Source organism: Hahella sp. KA22 (assembly GCF_004135205.1).
Lineage (GTDB): Bacteria > Pseudomonadota > Gammaproteobacteria > Pseudomonadales > Oleiphilaceae > Hahella.
Map to the genome: position 1 here is coordinate 2,247,563 of NZ_CP035490.1, position 19,694 is coordinate 2,267,256.

The 19,694-nt window shown below is 55.1% G+C and carries 13 protein-coding genes; 9 read left to right on the top strand and 4 right to left on the bottom strand.

The genetic code is table 11. The features are described 5' to 3' along the window. Positions 1 to 6 precede the first annotated feature (6 nt). The gene (gene plsB, locus EUZ85_RS10130; RefSeq protein WP_127969181.1) at positions 7 to 2,484 is read right to left on the bottom strand and encodes a glycerol-3-phosphate 1-O-acyltransferase PlsB; all 2,478 of its coding nucleotides are present in this window, start codon (positions 2,482 to 2,484) and stop codon (positions 7 to 9) included. 361 nt (positions 2,485 to 2,845) lie between these two features. On the opposite strand from plsB, the gene EUZ85_RS10135 reads away from it, so the two are divergent. The 5 genes from EUZ85_RS10135 to murI are packed head-to-tail and all read left to right on the top strand — an operon-like array spanning position 2,846 to position 8,148. Then, on the top strand, positions 2,846 to 3,766 hold the full coding sequence (locus EUZ85_RS10135) for an ABC transporter ATP-binding protein (protein WP_127969182.1): 921 nt from the start codon (positions 2,846 to 2,848) through the stop codon (positions 3,764 to 3,766). Further along, positions 3,763 to 4,497: an ABC transporter permease gene (locus EUZ85_RS10140; RefSeq protein WP_127969183.1), complete on the top strand. Its 735-nt coding sequence runs from the start codon at positions 3,763 to 3,765 to the stop codon at positions 4,495 to 4,497. The genes EUZ85_RS10135 and EUZ85_RS10140 overlap by 4 nt, the downstream gene beginning before the upstream one ends. Before the next feature lie 9 nt (positions 4,498 to 4,506). Continuing rightward, complete coding sequence (locus tag EUZ85_RS10145) at positions 4,507 to 6,453, top strand: Gldg family protein (RefSeq protein ID WP_127969184.1); 1,947 nt, start codon at positions 4,507 to 4,509, stop codon at positions 6,451 to 6,453. A 30-nt stretch (positions 6,454 to 6,483) separates the two neighbouring features. Then, positions 6,484 to 7,293: an NAD(+) diphosphatase gene (gene nudC / locus EUZ85_RS10150; protein WP_127969185.1), complete on the top strand. Its 810-nt coding sequence runs from the start codon at positions 6,484 to 6,486 to the stop codon at positions 7,291 to 7,293. A gap of 9 nt (positions 7,294 to 7,302) precedes the next feature. Next, a complete protein-coding gene (gene murI, locus EUZ85_RS10155; RefSeq protein WP_127969186.1) occupies positions 7,303 to 8,148 on the top strand; it encodes a glutamate racemase in 846 nt (281 codons plus the stop codon). Between the two features lie 58 nt (positions 8,149 to 8,206). Here murI and EUZ85_RS10160 read toward each other — a convergent pair whose 3' ends face one another. Then, positions 8,207 to 9,214: a DUF2156 domain-containing protein gene (locus EUZ85_RS10160; protein ID WP_127969187.1), complete on the bottom strand. Its 1,008-nt coding sequence runs from the start codon at positions 9,212 to 9,214 to the stop codon at positions 8,207 to 8,209. A gap of 66 nt (positions 9,215 to 9,280) precedes the next feature. After that, the gene (locus tag EUZ85_RS10165) at positions 9,281 to 9,967 is read right to left on the bottom strand and encodes a class I SAM-dependent methyltransferase (RefSeq protein WP_127969188.1); all 687 of its coding nucleotides are present in this window, start codon (positions 9,965 to 9,967) and stop codon (positions 9,281 to 9,283) included. 498 nt (positions 9,968 to 10,465) lie between these two features. Here EUZ85_RS10165 and EUZ85_RS10170 point away from each other — a divergent pair, with 498 nt between their 5' ends. From EUZ85_RS10170 to EUZ85_RS10185, 4 genes are all read left to right on the top strand, one after another. Continuing rightward, the gene (locus tag EUZ85_RS10170; protein WP_241567004.1) at positions 10,466 to 11,344 is read left to right on the top strand and encodes an alpha/beta hydrolase; all 879 of its coding nucleotides are present in this window, start codon (positions 10,466 to 10,468) and stop codon (positions 11,342 to 11,344) included. 206 nt (positions 11,345 to 11,550) lie between these two features. Continuing rightward, positions 11,551 to 13,068: a fatty acyl-CoA reductase gene (locus EUZ85_RS10175; protein WP_127969190.1), complete on the top strand. Its 1,518-nt coding sequence runs from the start codon at positions 11,551 to 11,553 to the stop codon at positions 13,066 to 13,068. 285 nt (positions 13,069 to 13,353) lie between these two features. Next, positions 13,354 to 15,303, top strand: a complete 1,950-nt coding sequence (gene acs, locus EUZ85_RS10180; RefSeq protein WP_127969191.1) for an acetate--CoA ligase — start codon at positions 13,354 to 13,356, stop codon at positions 15,301 to 15,303. Between the two features lie 105 nt (positions 15,304 to 15,408). Next, entirely contained in the window at positions 15,409 to 16,080 is a 672-nt protein-coding gene (locus tag EUZ85_RS10185; RefSeq protein ID WP_216734866.1) for a response regulator transcription factor, read from the top strand. A 31-nt stretch (positions 16,081 to 16,111) separates the two neighbouring features. On the opposite strand, the gene EUZ85_RS10190 is transcribed toward EUZ85_RS10185, so the two are convergent. Then, positions 16,112 to 19,621 carry a NahK/ErcS family hybrid sensor histidine kinase/response regulator gene (locus EUZ85_RS10190; RefSeq protein ID WP_127969192.1) on the bottom strand — a complete coding sequence of 1,170 codons (3,510 nt, stop codon included), beginning with the start codon at positions 19,619 to 19,621 and terminating at the stop codon, positions 16,112 to 16,114. Positions 19,622 to 19,694: the final 73 nt, after the last annotated feature.

A 19,694-nucleotide genomic window follows, 5' to 3' on the forward strand; every position in this document is an offset into this window, starting at 1 on the left:
ATGTCGTCAGGCGGCGGGCGCCTGAGTCGATTGTGTTTCAATGGCGACTTGCAGAATACTCTGGCGCAGCTCGGCATTCAGCACCAGGCGCGCATCTTCCGCGATATTGTCGAGGTCTTCGTCGTAAACGATATGTCCTTCTTCATCCACCTGAATGATTTCGTTGCTTTTCAGATTGTTGATGAAGTTGCGGAACAAGGCTTTATCAAAGAACTCCGGCGCGTTGAGGCCATACAGGATGGACATGCGCTCCGCCATAGACGTGCTCTGCTCCTCCAGCGCATTGGCGGTGATCGCGCCTTTGCCATGACGACGCAGAATAGCGATGGCGATGTAGTAACGCTCCAGAGTCGGGATGATGGTTTTCGCCAGCGCGTTGAGCAGAACGAATTCGCGGGAGCCGGCCATGGGGCGATACAGGTTGTTCTTGTCTTTCAGCAGCAGGTTGCTTTCACACAACGTCTCTATCCAGCGTTCGATTTCCGGGTCCACATCATCCTTGTGCCAGCGCAGGAACAGCTCTGACTTGATGTAGGGGTAGATCGAACTCACCAGCCACACCAGCTTGGTGCGATCCATGGTGCTGTTGTTCTGGAACAAACTGGCGACCAGCGCGGGCAGCGCCAGGAAGTGCAGAATGTTGTTGCGATAGTAGGTCAGCAAAATAGCGCTGGAGCCTTCCAGGCTGATGATGTCGCCCAGCTTTTGATTCTGACGCAGCGCCAGACCCATGCTTTCGGTGTATTTGACCCAGTCCGCGCCGCAGCCTTCCGGGAAACTCATTTCGTTGCTGTAGGGGTGCATACGCAGCAGCGACACCACCGCGTCGCAATGGTCCGCCAGCATTTTTTCGTCCATCGCCTGTTTAGGCGTGGCCAGCAACAGGGTGGCGACTATGTTAATGGGGTTGAGCGCCGCTGCGTTATTGATGCGGGTGGCCACCATTTCCGACAGTTCGTCAATCATGTGCGGCAGCCACTTGGGACGCGCTTCTTGATCGTAGGCCTGCTCGCGCCAGTGCGGCTGTACTTTATCGAGCACATCGGACAGTGCGAAGGGCTCGCCGAAGTTGACGCTGACGCGTCCAAAGGAGTTGCGCAGGTTACGCAGGGATTTGAACAGGCCGAAAATGTTTTCGTCTTTTTTCTTCTTGCCGCGCAGCTCGCCAAGATAAGAGCGCGCCTCCAGGATTTTCTCGTACCCGATATATACCGGCACGAAGGTAATCGGCTTTTTGTAGTTACGCAGATAGCTGCGCACGGTCATCATCAACATGCCTGCTTTCGGCTGCAACGTGCGCCCGGTGCGGCTGCGCCCGCCTTCCACGAAATACTCCACTGGATGGCCGCGAGTGAACATGGAATGCATATATTCATTGAATACGGCGGTGTACAGCTTGTTGTTCTTGAAGCTGCGGCGCATGAAGAAGGCGCCGCCCCGACGCAGGATCGGTCCCACTACCGGCATGTTCAGGTTAATGCCGGCGGCGATATGGGGCACCATCAGGCCATTTCTGTACAGCACGTAAGAGAGCAATAAATAGTCGATGTGACTGCGATGGCAGGGCACATAGACTACCGCGCTGGACTTGGCGGCTTCTTTCACGGCGTCAATGTTGTTGATGTTGACGCCGTTGTAAATCTTGTTCCAGACCCAGGTCAGGATGATGTCGAGAAAACGCACCGCGGCGATGGAAACGTTGGAGGCGATTTCGTCCGCGTATTTACGCGCCCGCTCTTTCGCTTTCTGAGGGGGGATGTTTTCTTTCCGGGCGGTTTCCCGAATAGCGTCCTTGACGGCTGGGCTGCGAATCAGCGTGGACACCAGGGTGCGACGGTGAGACAGGTCAGGACCGACCACCGCCTGACGCATGCGGCGGAAGTGAACGCGCAGCAAGCGCGCCAGTTTACGGTTGGCGCGTTGCGGGTCCTGGGTGTCGTCAACGATATAGCGCAGGGAAATTGGTTTGCTGAACTGAATAAAAGTATTGCGCCCGTGAATCATAATAGTGAGGAACTGGCGCAAACGGCCGGCGATGGACCAGGTGTCCGCCAGCATCAGCTTGAACAGGGAACGCTCTTTCTCAGGCGTCCGGCCCCAGAACAGAGAGACCGGCACGATCTGCACGTCCAGTCCGGGGTCTTTCTGTGCAGCGCTTACCAATTGCTTCAGACGCTCTGTGATTATTGGGGTATGGCGACGTCGAAACATCTGCCCGCGCTTCTCATATAAAAAGAAGTGGCTGCGCGATAGGACCGCGTCCCGCAATGTCAGCGGCGCCTGGGAGGAGGGCAGGCCGGCGAGGCGGCACTCCTGCTCCAGCACCAGGCGACTGCTTAGCGAACTGTGCTGCAGGACGTAGACCACGGGTTTCTCCGGGTCCAGCCCCAACTGCTTGGCGTCGTTGCCGATAACATCCGTCCTGACCCATAAAAATAGAACTTTGCGGAGCAGGTTAAAGAAAAAAGAAGTGATTCCGAGCATGTAAAATACCGTTTAGCCCTGGCGAAGTGCCCGCTAGTTTAACGACTCCGCCATAGACTGGCAAAGCTCGGAAATGCTTGATTTTCAGTGGCTATATTCCGCGAGGATTGGGTTTGCGCAAACTTTCTGCAATGTAATGTAGAAGCGAAATGGGAATCTTGCAAAGCGGGATGTGACTCCTTATTCTTCTTTCTCTTTGCGTCCTCCTGTTGCGGCTTAACTTTCAAACATTTCATTTAACTTCAATCTGTTGTGAGGACTGGATTATTGGCGAATGGAATGTGGCAAGGTGTGTTTTAAACAACTTATGCGCCGCCTCTTTGGCGCTCGTTCCTTTATATAGCGAACGCGAGACCCTTCAATGATAAAAATTCAGAATCTGGAAAAGAAATACGGCGATATTCAGGCCGTATCCGGCATTTCTTTTGATATTGCTCCTGGCGAAGTTTTAGGTTTTTTAGGTCCAAACGGCGCGGGCAAAACCACCACCATGCGGATGATTACCGGTTATGTGCAACCCAGCGGCGGTTCCGTCAGCGTGATGGGCGTTGATGTGGCCCAGGCGCCGCAACAGGCCCAGCGAATTATGGGCTATCTGCCGGAAGGCGCGCCCTTGTACGGGGAAATGACCGTGGCGGCCTTCTTGAATTTTGTCGGTAAGGTGCGCGGTCTGCGCGGGGCGCAGCTGAAACAGCGCATAGAGCAGGTAGTCGTTCAGGTTTCCCTTCAGCACGTCATGCAACAACCGATTGAAACCCTGTCCAAGGGCTTCAAGCGTCGCGTCGGACTGGCGCAGGCGCTGATTCATGATCCGCAGGTGCTGATTCTTGACGAGCCCACGGACGGACTGGACCCCAACCAGAAGCACGAAGTGCGCAAACTGATCCAGAATCTCTCCAAAGACAAGATTGTGGTGATCTCCACACACATATTGGAAGAGGTCGATGCGCTGTGCTCCCGCGTGGTGATCATTTCCAAGGGTCGTATCGTCGCCAATAGCACGCCGGCCGAACTGGCCACGCAGTCCCGTTTCCACAAGGCGATATTCCTGCGCTTCTCCCAGGCCTATGAGGCGCTGGCGTCGCTGGAGGCGTTGCCGGAAGTCGGCAGTGTTGAACAGGTGGACGATGCGAGCTATCTGCTTTTCGCAGCGCCGGATAAAGCGCCGCTGCACGCCGTCAATCAGCTTATCCACTCCCGCAACTGGGATGTGGAGGAGCTTCACGTAGAACGCGGCAGACTGGATGACGTATTCCGTCGCTTGACCATGGAGGCGGCATGAACGGCGTAGGCATTGTTTTCAAACGTGAGCTGCTGAGTTACGTCTCGACCTCACTGGCGTATCTGTTTACGGTCATTTTTCTGGTGTTGAGCGGCATCTTCACCTTCTATCTGGGCCACTTTTTTGAGCGCGGACAGGCGGATCTGGAAGCCTTTTTCAACTACATCCCCTGGTTGTTCGTAGTGCTGGTGCCGGCTTTGACCATGCGCTTATGGGCGGAGGAGCGCAGCACGGGCTCGATTGAATTGCTGTTGACCTTACCCGTGCAGCCTTTCGTGTGGGTGCTGGGTAAGTTCATGGCGGCCTGGGTGTATTTGGCCGGCGCGCTGGCGCTGACCACGCCGTTCTGGTTTACCGTCAATTATCTGGGGGACCCGGATAACGGAGCCATTCTGGCCGGCTATATCGGCAGCTGGTTTATGGCGGGCGGCTTTCTGGCGCTGGGCTCCATGTTTTCCGCCGCCACCAAGAATCAGGTGATCGCCTTTATCCTTACGCTGGTGGTGTGCTTCCTGCTGGTGGCGTCCGGTTTCCCCATGGTGCAGGACTTCTTCTCCGCCTGGGCGCCGAATAGCGTACTGGATCTGGTGGCGGACCTCAGTTTCTTCCGTCATTTCGAAGCCATTTCCCGAGGCGTCATCGATCTGCGCGATGTGCTTTATTTCGGCTCGATTATTGTGCTGGGCGTCTGGGCCACGGCGCATCTGGTCAAGCGTACGGCATCAAACTAAGGAGACGTCATGAAGCGAGCGGGTTTTGTCGTAATCGTTGTGATCGCCGCCCTGGCGCTGTTTAATCTGGCGGTGCAGCGGGGCATGAGCGGGTTCCGCTGGGACCTCACTGAAAACAGTCTGTACACCCTGTCGGATGGCGCGCGCTCCATTCTGGGCGGGCTTTCCAAAGACATCGAATTGACGGTGTACTACTCCGAAGGCGCCTCCAAGGATCTGCCGGCGTTACGCGCCTACGCGCGTCGGGTGCAGGAGCTGCTGGAAGAATTTGAGCAACTCAGCGGTGGGAAAATCACCCTGAAGAAAGTCGATCCGGTTCCCTTCTCGGAAGAAGAGGACGAAGCCACCGCCGCAGGCCTGCAGGCGATTCCCGTCGGCGTGGCGGGGGATAATGTCTTTTTCGGACTGGTGGGCAAGGCCGGCGACAAAGAAGAAATCATTGCATTCTTCCAGCCTAATAAAGAGCAGTTTCTTGAGTATGAACTGAGCAAGCTGATCTACAACCTGGATCGCGCGCAGCCGCCGGTTGTCGGCGTCATTTCCAGCCTGCAGATCAACGGCGGCTTCGATATGTATCAGCAATCCCAGCAACCGGCCTGGATTGTCATGCAACAGATTGAAGACTTGTTCGACGTGCGCTGGCTGCCGGAGGATTTCGACGCGATTGATGAGGATGTGGACGTTCTCATGATCGTGCATCCCAAAGACTTGTCCCAGCAGGCGCAACTGGCTATCGATCAGTTTGTGTTGAAGGGGGGGCGCGCTCTGGTGTTCGTCGATCCTAATGCAGAGCAGGATCAACCTGGTATGCCAATGATGGCGGCGAATATGCCTCGGCGCAGCCAATTGGATTCATTGCTGAAAGCCTGGGGCGTCAGTCTGAAAGAGAACGCGGTGCTGGCGGACTTCAAAAACAGCATGGTGGTTGGCGTCGGTCAGGCGCGTACGCCGGTGCGGCACCTGGCGTTATTGGGGCTGGCGGAAGACAGTATGACTGAGAGCGACATTATGCTGGCGGGTCTGGAGAGTATTAACGTCTCCACGCCAGGGATACTGGAGAAAGTCGAAGGCGCGAGCACAAGCTTCAAGCCTTTGCTGACTTCCAGCGACGAGTCCGCGCCGATTGAAGAAAGCGCGTTCGCCAATTTACAGAACCCTGAGTCGCTGTTCGAAAAGTTCAAAGCCACTGGTGAACAATACGCCATGGCCGCCCGAGTGGAAGGGCCGGCCAAGACGGCGTTTCCTGACGGTATCGACGTTACCGAAGAAGTAAAAGACGAAGCGGCGCAGGATGATCCGACGAAAAATGGCGCTGAGGGTGAAGAGGCCGCTCCTGCTGAGCCCAAAACCGTAACTCGGCACGTCGCCCCCGGCGTCACTCAAAGCGATAACATCAATGTTGTCGTTATCGCCGACACGGACATCCTGACGGATCGTCTCTGGGTGCAGGTGCAGGAGTTTTTTGGACAACGCATCGCCAGCCCCTGGGCGAACAATGGCGATCTGGTGGTGAATGCGCTGGACTATTTGGCTGGCAACCCCAGCTTAATCAATATCCGCTCGCGGGGACGTTTTACCCGTCCGTTTGAGAAAGTGGATGAGCTGCGTCGCACTGCCGAGGAGAAGTTCGCAGATCAACAGCGTGAACTGCAGGATCGTCTCTCGGAAACGGAGGAGCAACTGGCGGAGCTGCAACAGGCGCGACAGGGTGGCGACGAAGCCGGCGGCGGCGTATTGCTGACGCCGGAACAGGAAAAGGCGCTGCAGGACTTCCAGCAGGAGAAACTGCGTATTCGCAAAGCGCTGCGGGATGTGCAACATAACCTGGATCGAGATATCGATGATCTCGGACGGCAGTTGAAGCTGGTCAATATCCTGATGGCACCGCTGGCGTTAACGGTTCTCGCATTGATCGTGATGTTGTGGCGCAGACGCGGCGTCAAAAAAAGCGTTTAATAAAATATCGGAAGTTGAAGGAGACAGGCGGTGGCGGTTTCGTTTAGTTATCATCCTGCGCTGGTGAGCGGTCTGGAAAGCGGCGCCCGTCGCCATATTTATTTTCACGACGACAAGCTATTGCTGCCCGCGCCGGATGCTCAGCCCTGGGATGCGGAAGAAGTCGATAACCCGGAAGGCCCGGTGTTTCTGTTAGGAGAAGTCGACGGCGTCAGTTGCAGTGTCGGCAGTCTCAAGCAGACGCCGGCTGGATGGACAGAGGTGGGCTTGCGGGACTACCTGCTTGGCTGCGCGGACATTGAAGATTTTCGGGTGGTTAACGCCGCCTCTCAGTTGCTCTACTGGCTACGCACTCAAAACTTCTGCAGCCGCTGCGGGGAGCGTTTGAGCTTCAACGAAAAAGACCGTGGCCTGCGCTGCCATGGTTGCGGTTACATTTCCTATCCTAAGGTGGCTCCCTGTGTCATCGTGGTGGTGCACCGCGGTGACGAGATTCTGCTGGCGCGCTCTCATCGTTCCTTCAGCAAACTGCCTACGTTCAGCTGTCTGGCTGGATTCATTGAGGCGGGAGAGAGCGCGGAAGAAGCGGTGGTCAGAGAAGTGATGGAGGAGTCCGGGGTACTGGTGTCCGATATCGAGTATGTCACCTCCCAGGCCTGGCCATTCCCTCATCAGTTGATGCTGGGGTATCACGCCCGTTATGTGTCCGGCGACCTCAATATCGACACGACGGAGCTGAAAGAAGCGGCCTGGTTCAAAGTTGACCAGTTGCCTGCGGTCTCACCGATGAAAACCATCGCCGGTCGCCTGATCGACGCTTATGTGGCCAAGTTCCGGTGATCGCCTGAAATGACGGCGAACGCGCATGATATGACAGGCTCCATCGCGCCGGCGTTGATTATCGACTCCGGCAGCGGGGGTCTTTCTATTTGGGGGCATATTCGTCGCCACACGCCCTGGCTACCCACCTTGTATCTCGCTGACTTCGGCTTTTATCCTTATGGCGATAAAAGCGAGCAGGAGATAGAAACCCGCGTGCGTCATATTGTGGAGCAGGTTAGCGAACGTTACCCCGCACAGTTGATTGTCGTCGCCTGCAATACCGCCAGCACAGTTGTGCTGGATCATTTGCGCGCCCGCTTCGAGCAGCCAGTGGTTGGCGTGGTGCCGGCGATCAAGACGGCGGCGACGCACACCAAAAAGCAGGTCATAGGCTTGCTGGCGACCCAGGGAACCGTACGCCGGGCGTATACCGACGAACTGATTCGGGACTTCGCCAGCCATTGTCAGGTTATTAAAGTTGGCGCGCCGGATCTGGTGCAGTGGGGAGAGGACTGGGTTCGCGGACATAGTCCGGACATGGCGCGACTGCGCGCCATCATCCAGCCGTTTCTGGATGCGGAGGCGGATCAGGTGGTGCTTGGCTGCACGCACTTTCCTTTATTGAAACCGTTTCTTCGCCAACTGGCTCCGGATATCAACTGGGTAGACTCCGGCGAGGCCATTGCGCGTAGGGTGGCTTACCTTCTTCAGTCGCAACAGGGCGGCGATAGAGCAGGGGCGAGAGGAATAGAGTCAAGAGGCGTAGGGTCGACGAGCCATCGAGCGTTTTATTCTGGCGCTAACCAGGATAGAGAATGGGAGCGGGGCGCCGCGGCGTTAGGCTTTTCTTCCGCGGAACAGATTGTATTGTAAAAGGTGGCGGGAGAAGAACGACGCGATCCATGCGTCAACGAAGTGAAGTCGATCGGGCTTAAAATAGCCGGGTCAACTTGAATATACAAAAAAACTCCAACAGCGGCGTCGCCTTGTGGTGGCAGCAATACGTTTTCTCCACCTCGCCGCGGAAGCGGGTTTTAGTGAACTCCAAGCCTTTGAAGTTATAGAGAAAGTTGCCTTTGGCGTAGACAAGTCGCAGCATCTTCTTCAGCAACCTGGCTTCCTGAACCTCGTCATCCGCAGATAGCATCAACGGGATCAAGCCCAAATCCAGATAGGGAACGCCTTCCTGTTTAAACACGTCCATGGCGTGGGCCATGATGGTGTAAAAAAGCCCCTGTTTGAAATTGGCGCTGGCGCGGGAAATGTTGGGCACGTAGCTGATGATCTCATTCTTGTAATAGATGGGATCGAAATAAATAAAGCCCACTGCTTCGCCATTTTGGTACGCGTAAAAATGGCGTTCATTTTCTTTGTAGTTCATCTCCATCGGACGAATCAGAAAGCGGATTTCATTACTCTTGCACTTGCGGGTCTTGATCCAGGCTTCGGAAATCTCCCGAGTATGATCGTCGCTGAAGCGCTCCTTCACGGTCACGCCCTGCTTGTCCGCCTGGTTCAGCGCCGTGCGCAGCACCTGTTTCTTCTTGCCGCTCAGGCTCCAGTCTTTCAACGCAATGCGCGACTCGGAGCCAAACTGGGTGCCATACATGCCGAAGCGACGATGCAGAATATCCACTACTGTCTTGGTCGCCTGAACGTGATTGGCGTGTGGAAAACGATTGTGGAAACGGGTCAGCATCAACTCGAAGTTGTGCGGCGCGCATACCGGATCGGACAACACGAATATCCGGCCCCACTTGCGCATGTAGGCGATGTAGCCCACGCCGCGGATATCGAAATACTGCATATCCGGTTGCAGAGTGGAGAACGCCTGTGAATGGGAGCCGAACTCTTTGAGGTAATTAACGCGTTCAGAGAAAGTAAAGTTGCCTGCGCCTAACTCGCCGAGCGAGTCCAGCGCGATCGCCTGGTTGCTCATTTCCTGACTCCTTCGTTGTTATTTTGTATGTTGCCGGCGTCGGGGGTTGTAACCCTTACAATCGGGTCAGGCTTGTTTGCGTCCGAGGACGGACCAGTAGCAATTCATGTTCAGGAGCTTGAAGAATTTTTTGCTGCGGATATCCAGTCCTTGTCTCTCCATATACTCGGGATAGTTGTAGATGTTGTGCATGGCGTTATTCGCCATCAGCCAGAACAGCGACACTGCGACGTACCAGTAGGCCTGTTTGAACGCGCGGGAAACGATATTACCGGTAGGAAAGGCGAAGTCGCCGACCACAATCGCGGCGCCCGGTTTGGCCAGCGCAATCAAGTGACGCAACACTTCTTCCATCATGTTTTCGCTGAAGACGTTGAGGAAAAAGTTGGCGACCACCATGTCGTAGTGTTCCGCCTCGTTAAACTTGAAAATGTCACTGTGAACCTGACGGATTTTCAGGTGCTGCTTGCCGGATGCAGTCAGGCCATCCTGAAACTTGTTGAGCATGGTGGCGGACAGGTCAACGACGGTGACCTCCGCGCCGAGCTCGGCGGCGTGGATGGCGTCTTTGCCGTGTCCGACGCCGGCGAACAGGATCTTATCTCCGGGTTTGACGTTCTCCGGATTGATCATGCCGATCTTGCACTGGTGTATGGATTTGCCGCTGTACAGCGCGCTGAGGAAGTCGTAGACCGGACCGATGAGACGATATTTATCCCTGGCGTTCTTTACGCCAACTGCGTTGGTGGACATGTTGTGTTTCGCCCTTGTTAGTTATTGTTATGGGGGAATACTAAATTAACTTATCGTAACAAGACTGTGCGTCAGGCCTCACTTTTACCTTGCGTGAATTAACGAAATGAGGCTGAAAACCATAAAAATTCAAATGGTTAAATTGGATTGTAAGACAATGTTAGCGAGAGGTGTGCGCGAGTTCACATGCATCTAAGTGGGTGCGACTTTTGGCGTATTGCATTTAAGAGTAAGTGCTCTAATTAACTTATTTAATATTTACCGGCGAGGGCTTAACATAGCCACGCCCGTATTGGTTTGAAGGTGCTGATGAAGGTCAGCGGCTTGGAAGTCGAACCAGCGGTGCGAACAATCCTGTTTGCAGATGATTGAGTCAGGGAATGATGCAGTCTTTTGTTTCCGATGTCGTCGACTCGCGGAAGCGGTTTTCACTGACGACGGTCTCTGCGCATATGTCCGCCAACCGAACAGCCCAGACGGTAAGTTTTAAGCATGGATATGCAGAACCTTCTCCCGATTGTGCAGCAGGAGCCGGTGCAATTCTCCTCCCAGGGAGATGAGCTGGTTGGTCGTTTATTCCTGCCCGCCAGGGAAGGGCGCTTTCCTGCGGCGATTATTTGTCATGGCGCCTTCGGCTACAAAGAACATTTTTATGAACTGGCGGAAGCGCTTGCGCATCGCGGCGTAGCGGCTTTGGCCCTGGATATGCGCGGTCATGGCGAGTCGGCGGGTCCCCGCTTTCATGTGAACATGCAAGCATGGCGGGCTGATGTCGTGGCGGCGCTGGAATACCTGCAATCGCGCCGCGAAATAGAATCTCACCGAATTGGCGCTTTGGGCTTTTCTTCCGGCGGTACGGCTGTATTGGAAGCGGCGGCGCAGGGCGCGTCTCTGCGCGCTTTGGTGACATTGAGCGCCACCGTGCGCAACGTGCTGAATTGGTGGCAGTGGCCGTTTTTTAAAACCGCCAATCTGGTCGGTTCATTCAAGCGTCGCCTGGGATTTGGCGATCTCAGGCTGCCGCTCGCCTTTGCGCTGAAGTCGGTTCCCGCTGCGGTGGACCCGCGCATCAATGACGCCGTCGTCGGCGACCCCTATTTGGTGCAGGCATACTCAGGTTTACCCGTTCCCGGCGCCATTGAATGCTTCATCGTTGACACATTTCGGCGCACAAAGAATGTACAGTGCCCCGTTTGTGTGATTCATGGCGCGGAGGACCGCGTTGATCCGCCCGCCAGCGCCAAGCTTTTATATGACAGCCTGCGGGGAACCAAAGCGCTGCATATTGTCGCTGACAGCGGTCATGTAGGACATATGGACAAGAAGAAAGCAGAGATTATCCGATTGGCTTGTGATTGGTTCGCCGATCGATTGTAAAACAATCAGTGACCAAGTTGTAAAGGTGGTCAGATTTTTGCTGTGAGATATATCACGGGGTACGCTGCGGGGCTCCTTCGTTAGGGAAATTGCGGAGACAGTCACACATACAGATGTAACCTAATGTAAATATCATTATCAAAAGACTCGCATAAGCTGGGACGCCAAGCGGCAATGTGTTTAAGGAGAGAGAGGTCTAAGCGAATATGAAGCAATCACTTACGTTAACTGCTTTTGCAAATAAGAATGTACTGATCACGGGGACAACGGGATTCGTCGGCAAGGTGGTACTGGAGAAGCTGCTGCGCAGCGTGCCGACAATTGGGAAGATTTATTTGCTGATACGGGGTAATTCAAAGAACCCGACAGCGCGAAAGCGGTTCCAGAATGAGATCGCGACCTCATCTATTTTCGATACTCTCAAGGCATCGCAGGGAAGTCGTTTCGACGAGTTGTGCGAAACCCGCATCCACTGCGTTACCGGAGAGGTGACAGAACCTCTGTTTGGTTTGTCGGAGAAGGACTTTACCGATCTGGCGGCGGACATCGACATCATTATCAATTCAGCCGCCAGCGTTAACTTTCGTGAAGCGCTGGATCAGGCTCTCACCATCAATACCTTGTGCCTAAAAAATATCATTGAACTGTCGCGGCGCGCGGCGGACTGTCCGGTTGTGCAGGTATCCACCTGCTACGTCAATGGCTTTAACAAGGGGGTGATGGAAGAGGAAATCGTCAACCCTGCGGGAGAGCGTATTGAGCGCTCAGAGCGCGGCTATTATGAAGTTGAGCCGCTGATTGCGCGTTTGCTGCAGGATGTAGAGCAGGTATCCGCTGCGGCGGCGGATGACCATAGCAGGGAAAAGGATCTGATCGACCTGGGCATCAAAGAAGCCAATAAATACGGTTGGAATGACACTTATACCTTCACTAAATGGATGGGCGAGCAGTTACTGATGAAGGAGCTGCATGGCAAAACCCTCACCATCCTGCGTCCTTCTATCGTTGAAAGTACGCTGCAGGGACCTGCGCCAGGCTGGATTGAGGGCGTGAAGGTGGCGGACGCTATTATTCTTGCTTACGCCAGAGAAAAAGTGTCTTTGTTTCCCGGTAAGAAGAATGCGGTTATCGATATCATTCCGGCGGACCTTGTGGCCAACAGCATCATATTAAGCGCCACGGAAGCGCTGCTGGATTCCGGCGCGCACCGCATCTACCAGTGCTGCAGCAGTGAAGCTAACCCGATCAAGATTCGCGAGGTGATCGGTCATGTGCAGCAGGAGGCGGAACATAATTATCAGGCTCACGACAAACTGTTTTACCGCAAGCCGAAGAAACCCTTTGTAATGATTCCAGGGGCTGTGTTTCATGCCTTGATGGCGATCAGCTTCCACATGCTGAAATGGAGTTCGCGTCTGCAAGGCTTGTTCGGTCGTAAAGCGTCCGGGCGCAAGCTGAGCAACATGGAAACCACCATGAAATTATCCAAGGTGTTTTCTTTCTATACCTCTCCCAACTATACCTTCAGCAACCGTCGCCTGCAGGAGCTGTCCACTCGTCTTGGCGAATACGACCAGAGTGAGTTCCCCGTGAATGCCGGGATCTATGACTGGGCGCACTACCTGCGAGAAGTACATGTGGCGGGGCTGAACAAGTACGCGTTGCGGCCGAAGGTGGTGAAGATGAATCCGCCTGCGGCAAAACCTCGCAGCCGCGCTGCGTAAAGCGTCTTTGAAAGGGGGAGGCGACTCCCCCGAGATTTGGCTGAAATATCGTTGAGTCAGACCGGCTATCTTCCGATCTTTTCCCGCCTGTTATCTTAAATTCTCTGCTTAATACTTAGGTCGTAACGGCATCAATCTATTGAATGCCTTTGCATTTGGCTGTTTATCGCAAGCCGATATACCAAGGTCTAATACAGAGGGATGATTCGCGGGAGTAGAAAAAAGAAGGCTTCAGGCCTCAACACATACTGGTTTAACAATAATAAAAGCAGAGAGTGCAAGATTATGAGTGCGTCTACTATCTATCCGTCCAAAGCGGACGTCATCCAACATTCCTTTCTTGATGAACAGAAATACCAGGACCTTTATCGGCAATCGATTACGGAGCCGGAAAAGTTCTGGGCCGAGCATGCGCAACGCCTTGACTGGTTTAAACCTTTCAGCAAGGTCAAAGATACCTCCTTTCAAGCGCCGGACGTGCATATACGCTGGTTTGAGGACGGCTATCTGAATGTTTCCCATAACTGCCTTGACCGTCATCTGGAGCAGCGCGGCGACCAGACGGCGATTATCTGGCAGGGAGACGATCCCAACGAGAGCAAGCATATCAGCTATCGCGAATTGCATGCGGCGGTGTGCCGGTTCGCTAATGTACTGAAAGCCCAGGGCGTCGCTAAAGGTGACGTGGTGACCCTATACATGCCTATGATCCCGGAAACCGCGGTGGCCATGCTGGCCTGCACCCGTATCGGTGCGGTGCATTCTGTGGTGTTCGGCGGCTTTTCTCCAGAAGCGTTGGCGAGTCGTATATTGAATGGCCGCTCTAAACTGGTGATCACGGCGGACGAGGGGTTGCGCGGCGGTAAAACTATTCCGCTTAAAGCCAATGTGGACGCAGCGCTGGCGCGTCCAGATCTGGACATGGTGGAGAAGGTGATTGTGGTCAAACGCACTGGCGCAGACGTGGCGTGGCGGGAAGGTCGCGATCTGTGTTACCAGGAGGTCATGGCGCAAGCGTCCGACGATTGTCCGGCGGAAGTGATGAATGCGGAAGATCCTCTGTTTATTCTCTACACCTCTGGCTCCACCGGCGCGCCCAAAGGGGTGTTGCACACCACGGGCGGTTATCTGACCTATGTATCGCTGTCTCACCAATACGTCTTTAATTACCGGGAAGGCGATGTTTTCTGGTGTACCGCCGATTTTGGCTGGATCACCGGCCATAGCTATGTGTTGTATGGACCGTTGAGCAACGGCGCCACCACATTGGTGTACGAGGGCGTGCCGAACTATCCGGACCTGTCCCGCTTCTGGCGAATTGTCGAGCAACATAAAGTGAACCTGTTCTACACCGCGCCGACGGCGATACGCGCCATCATGGCGGCGGGGGATGAGTTGGCGCAGGCGGCGGACCGCAGTTCTCTGCGGGTGATGGGCAGCTGCGGCGAACCGATCAATCCTGAAGCCTGGGAGTGGTTCTATCGGGTGGTGGGCGACACCCGTTGCCCGATCATGGATACCTGGTGGCAAACCGAAACCGGCGGCATCATGATCACGCCTATCGCCGGGGTGAACGATCTTAAGCCCGGCTCCGCGACACGACCGTTTTTTGGCGTGCAGCCGGCGCTGGTGGATAACGAAGGCAATGAGATCTCCGGAGCAGGCGAGGGCAATCTGATCATCAAAGATAGCTGGCCGGCGCAAATGCGCACCGTCTATGGCGATCACGACCGCTTTGTGAAGACCTATTTCTCTACTTTTAACGCGGCCTATTTCACCGGAGATGGTGCGCGCAGGGATGAAGACGGGTACTATTGGATAACCGGCAGAGTGGATGACGTCATCAACGTGTCCGGGCACCGGATGGGAACCGCGGAAGTGGAGAGTGCGTTGGTTTCTCACCCCAAAGTGGCGGAGGCGGCCGTGGTCGGATATCCGCACGCCATCAAGGGGCAGGGCATATATGTATACATAACGCTTAATGTAAGCGAAGCGCCGACTGACGCCCTGAAGGAAGAGTTGCGACAGTGGGTGAGAAAAGAAATCGGTCCTGTGGCGTCGCCTGACGTTATACAGTGGGCGCCGGGATTACCGAAAACCCGATCTGGAAAGATAATGCGGCGCATTCTGCGCAAGATTGCCGCCGATGAGCATGACAACCTGGGCGACGTATCGACCCTGGCTGATCCGTCCGTCGTTGACGAGCTGATCGCCAATCGTGTCGGAGCGCCATAGCGTCGTGTCTTCCGGATGATATCGGCGTTGACGTTATCCCTGTTGCAGGACTATGAAAAGCACATAGATCAGAAATTCTTAACTGAGCAATGAAAGAGGGGGCTCATGTTAATGTCGCAACAGATAATCATCGCCGATGATCATCCGCTGTTTCGCGCCGCGCTCAAGCAAGCGGTCACTCAGGCGGTGCGGTTTGTGGACGTGGTGGAGGTGGAATCCATCGCAACCCTGCAGGATGCGGTGGTGGCCAATCCGGATGCGGATCTGGTTTTGCTTGATTTGAATATGCCGGGCGCACACGGTTTTTCCGGGTTGGTGTTCATGCGTGGACAATATCCGGGCCTGCCTGTGGTGATCGTTTCCGGCAGCGAAGAGCTGCAAGTGATTCGCCGCGCTATCGATTACGGCGCCTCCGGCTTTATTCCCAAGTCGGCGCCGTTGGACGAGATTTCCCAGGCGATCCAGGCGGTGCTGAATGGCGAAGTCTGGCTGCCGGCGGATGTCGCCGCCAAGATCGATTCCGTCAAGGCGGAACACTCGGACTTCTCCGAACGTCTGGCCACACTGACGCCGCAGCAGTTCCGGGTGCTGGGAATGTTGACGGAAGGCATGCTGAACAAACAGATCGCCTACGATTTGGATGTATCGGAAGCCACCGTCAAAGCGCACATCACCGCCTTATTCCGCAAACTGGGCGTACGTAACCGCACTCAAGCGGTCATCGCGGTGCAGCAGATGGAAGTGGAGCAGCAGCAACAGGCCGCTCACTCCGGCTAATGCAATTGCCAGTGCGGGTTTGAGTCAAGTCTCAGGCCCGCGCCAGCATTTTGTTGATCATCGCTCTTAACGCGGCCGGCTTCACCGGCTTGTGCAAAATCTGATAACCCCTGTCCTTCGCATCCTGCTTCACCTCATCGGTATTTAACGCCGTAATCAATACGCCTGGCCGCTGTGTCGGCATGGTTTCCTGCAGCATGTCCATGGTATCCAGCCCGTTCTCACCATCGTCCAATTGATAGTCCGCTAGAAGGATGTCCGGCGCTTGCTCTGCGCAAAGCGCTTTGGCGGCTTCGGGAGCCCGCGCGGTGCGCACCGTGCATCCCCAGCCCTCAAGTAGTGCGCGCATGCCGTCAAGAATCACCTGCTCGTTATCAATGCAGAGAATGTTGACGCCTTTCAGGCTCCCCAGCGCGCGAGTCGGCTTGGCGGCGTCAGCGGGCTTCTCGGCGGGTTTGACGCCGAGCGGAATAGTCACGGCGAACTTACTGCCTTGTCCCACCCAGGATTGCACCTCCACCGGATAATTCAGCATGCGGCAGATCCGGTCGACGATCGCCAGACCCAGACCAAGGCCTTTCTTTTCCGTCTGTCCGTGATTGAGGCGCTTGAATTCCTCAAAGATAGACTCCAGCTGGTCTTTCGGAATGCCGGGGCCGGTATCCCAGACTTCAATCCGCACGTGATCCTTGAGGCGACGACAGCCCAGGACGATGCGTCCCTGGCGGGTGTAGCGAATCGCGTTGGTCAGGAAGTTCTGAATTACCCGGCGCAATAATTGGTGGTCGGAATAAACGTAACAGTTGCTGGGCAGTGTGCGCATAGTCAGGCCGTTCTCCGCCGCGATGACCGTAAACTCTGTGTTCAGATGGCGTAACAACTCGTTGATACTGAAGGTGGTGAAGTGCGGTTCCAGGGCTCCGGCGTCCAGTTTGCTGATGTCGAGCAAGGTGCTGAGAATCTCTTCCGCGGCGTTGAGAGAGCTGTCGATATGGCTCACCAGCTCGCTGTATTCCTCATTGTTTTTCACTTTGTTGGAGAGCGCGGAGGAGAACAGGCGCGCAGCGTTGAGCGGCTGCAACAGGTCATGACTCGCCGACGCCAGGAACCGGGTTTTACTCAGGTTGGCGTTTTCCGCTACGGACTTCGCTTTCACTAACTGCTTGTTGAGCTTGGACAGTTCTTCGGTGCGTTCTTTGACGCGTTGCTCCAGATAGGTGTTGGTTTCTTTTAACGCCAACTCAGTGCGGCGCATGCCGGTGATGTCAGAAAAGGTGGTGACGAAGCCGCCGTCCGGCATGGGGCTGCCTTGGATCAGAATGACTGTGCCGTCCGGGCGCGTGCGCTCGTACTCATGGGGGCGCCCTTCCGCCATCATTTGCAGGCGTCGCTCAACAATTTTCTGCGCCCGTCGAGCGGGGACATGGTTCATCAGCAGGTTATAACGCAACAGGTCCGCCACGGGACGACCGACGCGCATAAAGCCTTTGGGGTAGTTAAAGATCTCTACATAGCGGCTGTTCCAGGCCACCAGATTGAGAGACTTATCCGCGACCGACACCCCCAGGTTCATGTTCTCTATGGCGGCCTGCAATAATTCCCGGTTGAACTTGATGACCTGTGACGCTTCATCGACGATGCTCACTACGTCTTCAATCTGCATCTCCTGCCCTTTGAGGGCGGAGTTCAATACCACCCGTGCAGTCGAGGAGCCGATAGCGCTGGCCAGATGTTTTTCGATATGTTTGATCAGCTCCACGCTGGCGGGCTTGGAGGGGTAAAGTTTGACCCGGTTACGGCGAGAAAAGTCGCGCAATGCTTCGCGCGTGCGTTCCTCGCCGAGAAAGCGCTCCGACAAGGCGCCGATATCTTCGATAGTGGCCTCGCTCAACCAGGTGGTGGGGCTGGCGCCGGCGTCCTGTGCGCTGTCGAAAAACGAAGCTACCTGGATTTTTTCAATGACCCGTTGTGTGGTCGCCAGGGAGACGGTGATATAGAGAAACAGATTTATGCCTACGCTCCAAAGGGCCCCATGGGTAATGGTATCCATGCCTTCGAGGCCGAACAGGGCGGTGGGGCGAGTCCACTCCATACTGAACAGGCCAGTGCTGATCAAGGCGGAATCAATCTGGTTGACGCTGATCAATGAGGGAATCAACAGGGTGTAGATCCAGGCGGCGAAGCCGAAAATCAGGCCCACAATGGCGCCCTGGCGGTTGCCGTGTCGCCAGACAATACCGCCAATTAATGCTGGGGCGAACTGCGCTACCGCAACGAAAGACAGCAATCCGATAGACGCAAGAGAGAAGTGGCTGCCCATCATGCGGTAGTAGCCGAAAGCCGCCAACAGCGTGACTAAAATTGTGGCGCGGCGAATGTTTAACAGCCAGAAATGCACGTTCTTTTTACGAGACAGGTCCAGCGCCTGTATTCGTAGCAACAACGGCACGATAATTTCGTTGCAAAACATAGTGCTGAGCGTGACGGTGGATACAATCACCATGCTGGTGGCGGCGGAGCCCCCGCCGATGAACGACAGTACCGCCAACCATTCATGACCCGCCACCACGGGTAAGCTGAGCACAAAGATATCCGGGTCGACGGCGCCGTTGGGATAGGTCAGAATGCCCGCCGCAGCGATAGGTATGACAAACAGTATCAGGAAAAACAGATACAGCGGCAGCGCCCAGCGCGCAGTGTAGATATCGCGAGGCTCATAGTTCTCCACCACCGTAACGTGAAATTGGCGCGGCAAACAGATGATGGCGAACGCCGCCAGTAATGTCTGCACCAGAAAGTTACTGGGTGAAATGGCGCCGAAGCTGAAGGCGCCATCCTGCTTTGACTGCTCCAGTCGCTGAACTAGATCGCCCAAACCATCGAACATCACAAAGCACACCAGAATGCCTACAGCGATAAAGGCGATAAATTTGATAATGGATTCAAAGGCGATTGCCTGAATCATGCCTCGGTGATGCTCGGTCGCATCGATATGACGGGTGCCGAACAAAATCGTGAACAGCCCCATCACCCCGGCTATATATAAAGCGGTGTCCTGAAACAGAGGCAGTGCTTCGCGGTTGGGCTGCAAAGCGCCTTCAGTGAGCACATTGTATCCCGTTGATACAGCCTTGAGTTGCAGGGCGATGTAGGGAAGGATGCCAACGATAGCGATAATGCTGACCATGACGGCCAGAGTCTGCGACTTGCCGTAGCGCGTGGCGATAAAGTCGGCGATGGAAGTAGTGTTGTGGCGTTTACTGATGCGAATAATGCGTGATAACAGCGGCGCCCCGAAAATCAAAACCAGCATGGGGCCGATGTAGATGGGAAGATACCCAAGCCCCGTCGCCGCTGCTGATCCTACCGCGCCAAAAAATGTCCAGGAAGTGCAATAAACCGCTAATGAAAGGCTATACACCGCCACCCGGGTGCGCTCGTTCACATACATGCGCGGGCTCTGATCTCCCACGTAGGCGATGGCGAACAGTAAGCCGATATAAGCAATAGAAACCGTAAAAAGCAAAAAACCGTTAATCATCAGCAGACTTATCTTGGTTGCGGGAAATTAGTAGCACGGGTTTCAATGATAAGCGGGCAAGGGGGATATTTCT

Excerpts from the sequence above, each read along its gene's own strand:
- EUZ85_RS10185 (WP_216734866.1), top strand. The coding sequence starts at position 15,409 with ATGTTAATGTCGCAACAGATAATCATCGCCGATGATCATCCGCTGTTT.
- murI (WP_127969186.1), top strand. The coding sequence starts at position 7,303 with ATGACGGCGAACGCGCATGATATGACAGGCTCCATCGCGCCGGCGTTG.
- EUZ85_RS10140 (WP_127969183.1), top strand. The coding sequence starts at position 3,763 with ATGAACGGCGTAGGCATTGTTTTCAAACGTGAGCTGCTGAGTTACGTC.
- EUZ85_RS10135 (WP_127969182.1), top strand. The coding sequence starts at position 2,846 with ATGATAAAAATTCAGAATCTGGAAAAGAAATACGGCGATATTCAGGCC.
- plsB (WP_127969181.1), bottom strand. The coding sequence starts at position 2,484 with ATGCTCGGAATCACTTCTTTTTTCTTTAACCTGCTCCGCAAAGTTCTA.
- EUZ85_RS10170 (WP_241567004.1), top strand. The coding sequence starts at position 10,466 with ATGCAGAACCTTCTCCCGATTGTGCAGCAGGAGCCGGTGCAATTCTCC.
- acs (WP_127969191.1), top strand. The coding sequence starts at position 13,354 with ATGAGTGCGTCTACTATCTATCCGTCCAAAGCGGACGTCATCCAACAT.
- EUZ85_RS10160 (WP_127969187.1), bottom strand. The coding sequence starts at position 9,214 with ATGAGCAACCAGGCGATCGCGCTGGACTCGCTCGGCGAGTTAGGCGCA.
- EUZ85_RS10175 (WP_127969190.1), top strand. The coding sequence starts at position 11,551 with ATGAAGCAATCACTTACGTTAACTGCTTTTGCAAATAAGAATGTACTG.
- EUZ85_RS10145 (WP_127969184.1), top strand. The coding sequence starts at position 4,507 with ATGAAGCGAGCGGGTTTTGTCGTAATCGTTGTGATCGCCGCCCTGGCG.
- EUZ85_RS10165 (WP_127969188.1), bottom strand. The coding sequence starts at position 9,967 with ATGTCCACCAACGCAGTTGGCGTAAAGAACGCCAGGGATAAATATCGT.
- EUZ85_RS10190 (WP_127969192.1), bottom strand. The coding sequence starts at position 19,621 with ATGATTAACGGTTTTTTGCTTTTTACGGTTTCTATTGCTTATATCGGC.